This is a genomic window from Methanoculleus nereidis, from assembly GCF_032944295.1.
In the GTDB taxonomy this organism is placed as follows: Archaea; Halobacteriota; Methanomicrobia; order Methanomicrobiales; family Methanoculleaceae; genus Methanoculleus; species Methanoculleus nereidis.
Genome location: NZ_JABFFQ010000022.1, coordinates 1 through 2,115, shown reverse-complemented (window position 1 = coordinate 2,115; position 2,115 = coordinate 1). Strand labels below are relative to the sequence as shown.

Below are 2,115 nucleotides of genomic sequence, written 5' to 3'. Positions count from 1 at the left end.
CCTGGAACCGAAGCCGAAATCAGGCCCAGAAAGGCGTGGATTGGCAGTTTACCACAACCGATGCGAGGAGGAAACTCAAGCGGCTCTACCCGATGATATTAGAGAATTAGGAGACAATGAGCACTAGGCCCGAGATTCCAGATCGTTTCATCGAGGTCAAATCGTCATGTAAAGAGAAGATGCATTTTATATTAACCAGAAACGAGTTAGTAAAAGCACGCGAGCTTCGGGACCAATACCGTATTACCTTTGTTGGGAACCATGATATTGGTAGACAGCTAGAGGAGTGCCGCGTGGTTTCCATAGTAGACCCCGAAGAACACATCTTTAACCGTGATAAGTTCACTTTGGATGCCGCCAAATTACACGTAACTGAAAGAGGATACGAGATATCAGAAGATTAGTTGACCAGTTGGCAATACGTTAACATAGCCCTCTAATCAGTAGGATAAACACTATTCACCATTGATATTCTCTCTTCTGGCCAGCGCAACCAAACGGCCCAGCGGTGCTAATTCAGTATGAATCAACTCATATGAACATTTCTATGCGCATTGCCTCTAGCCTTATTTTCCCTTTTGTGACACCAGTCGACACGAATCCAATCACATTTCGCAACAATTTTCAGTTGATCCAATAAGTCTCAATCATGGAGACTCAAAACCTAATCCATCGATATCGAGACTTCCTCCAAGAGTACCACTACGTTTGCAGTTACAGTAGAGATACCGATTTTTGGGGTGGTTTGAAAAAAGCAACAATTGAGGATTATGTGAGTCAGTATGACCACAATTTCTGCATCCTGATTTATGATTCACTAGGCTCACCAATATTCTACTCGATTCCATTCAGGCAAATTGAGGAAATGTTAAACGAAAACGAAGGACTCAGAGAAGATAGACAAAGATGGATCTTCACAATCAAAAGTAATGCAATAAGCATTCACGGCACGAATTATAGGTTAAATGTTGAGAAATTTCTAAACAATACAATTAACATCCCCGAATTATTAACCGTTCAAGATACTGAAGTACTCACCGAAATTGAAGATTCACAGGATCGAAGTGACACCTACTCAGAAGGCCGAGTGAGAACCTATACTTCGACCAGAGCTGAGAGGAACCCTCGGCTGAGACAGGCAGCAATCAGGATCCACGGTTATACGTGTGCGGTCTGTGAATTTAACTTCGAGACAGTGTATGGTGATTGGGGAAGATGCTTTGTCGAAGTGCATCATGTTCATCCGGTAGGTGAATTGCAAGGAAAAGAGCGTGATGTGGACCCAGCGAAGGATCTTGTAGTGCTCTGCGCAAATTGCCATCGGATGATCCATAGGCGCCATGGGGTGACACTGACGATCGATGAATTACAGTCAAAAATTCAATCCAAAGAAAGAATGCGAGGGGTGGGATTCGAACCCACGGACCCCTGCGGGACCGGATCTTAAGTCCGGCGCCGTTGGCCGGGCTTGGCTACCCTCGCTCGAAGAGAACCAGTACCTATTGTCGACCGCAGGTATTAAGTCCGACGCCCGGCCGGGCCTTCGGCGAAAGCCGGGTCCGGCAACCCTTCTCCGCCGCAACCCCGAACGTTCGGCCGCCTACCCCGCACGCGTCCTGATAAGCCCGATCCCGAGTACCAGGAGCCCCACGGCGAGGAGCACCGCTCCGGCATACACGAGGTAGATCAGCGCATTCGGCTCCGTCGCCCCCGGATCGAGGACGGAGAGGAAGAAGCCGAGCGGCAGCAGGATCGCGGAGAACGGGATCGCCTCCCGCGCGACCCGTTTCCACCCGTCCGAAAGGTTCGCCTCGTCCACGTACCGGAGCGCCACGAGCGCGAGCACGAGGACGACGCCCGCGTGCCCGTGCCCGGCCCGCCAGAGGGCCTCCCGCAGGGGGTTTTCCATATAGGCGGGATCATTGATCAGCAGCGAGAGGATGCTGACGCCGCCGTATATGACGGCCGGCAGGACGACCAGGAGTATGGGTAGCGTAACGAATCTTCTGTAAAATTGAATTGGCCCTGGATCCAACCTAGATTTGGACAAAGGAGAAACAGGGCCATGGATCCCTTAGCGTTAATCGAAGATTATCTTTCCGATCAGGAGAACGG

3 protein-coding genes and 1 tRNA gene are annotated in these 2,115 nt (G+C 50.1%); 2 read left to right on the top strand and 2 right to left on the bottom strand.

Annotated elements, in window-relative coordinates:
* Window positions 1–116 precede the first annotated feature (116 nt).
* Together HL657_RS13495 and HL657_RS13490 are read left to right on the top strand one after the other, a co-directional pair.
* Window positions 117–404 (top strand): protein NO VEIN domain-containing protein, encoded by a 288-nt coding sequence (locus tag HL657_RS13495; RefSeq protein ID WP_394804667.1) that lies wholly within the window; start codon window positions 117–119, stop codon window positions 402–404.
* A 245-nt stretch (window positions 405–649) separates the two neighbouring features.
* The gene (locus HL657_RS13490; protein WP_394804668.1) at window positions 650–1,447 is read left to right on the top strand and encodes an HNH endonuclease; all 798 of its coding nucleotides are present in this window, start codon (window positions 650–652) and stop codon (window positions 1,445–1,447) included.
* Here HL657_RS13490 and HL657_RS13400 read toward each other — a convergent pair.
* Both HL657_RS13400 and HL657_RS13395 read right to left on the bottom strand, forming a co-directional pair.
* Window positions 1,398–1,482: transfer RNA gene (locus HL657_RS13400), tRNA-Leu, on the bottom strand. The two genes, HL657_RS13490 and HL657_RS13400, sit on opposite strands and share 50 nt — an antisense overlap.
* Before the next feature lie 118 nt (window positions 1,483–1,600).
* On the bottom strand, window positions 1,601–1,909 hold the full coding sequence (locus HL657_RS13395) for a hypothetical protein (RefSeq protein ID WP_317297317.1): 309 nt from the start codon (window positions 1,907–1,909) through the stop codon (window positions 1,601–1,603).
* Between the last annotated feature and the right edge of the window lie 206 nt (window positions 1,910–2,115).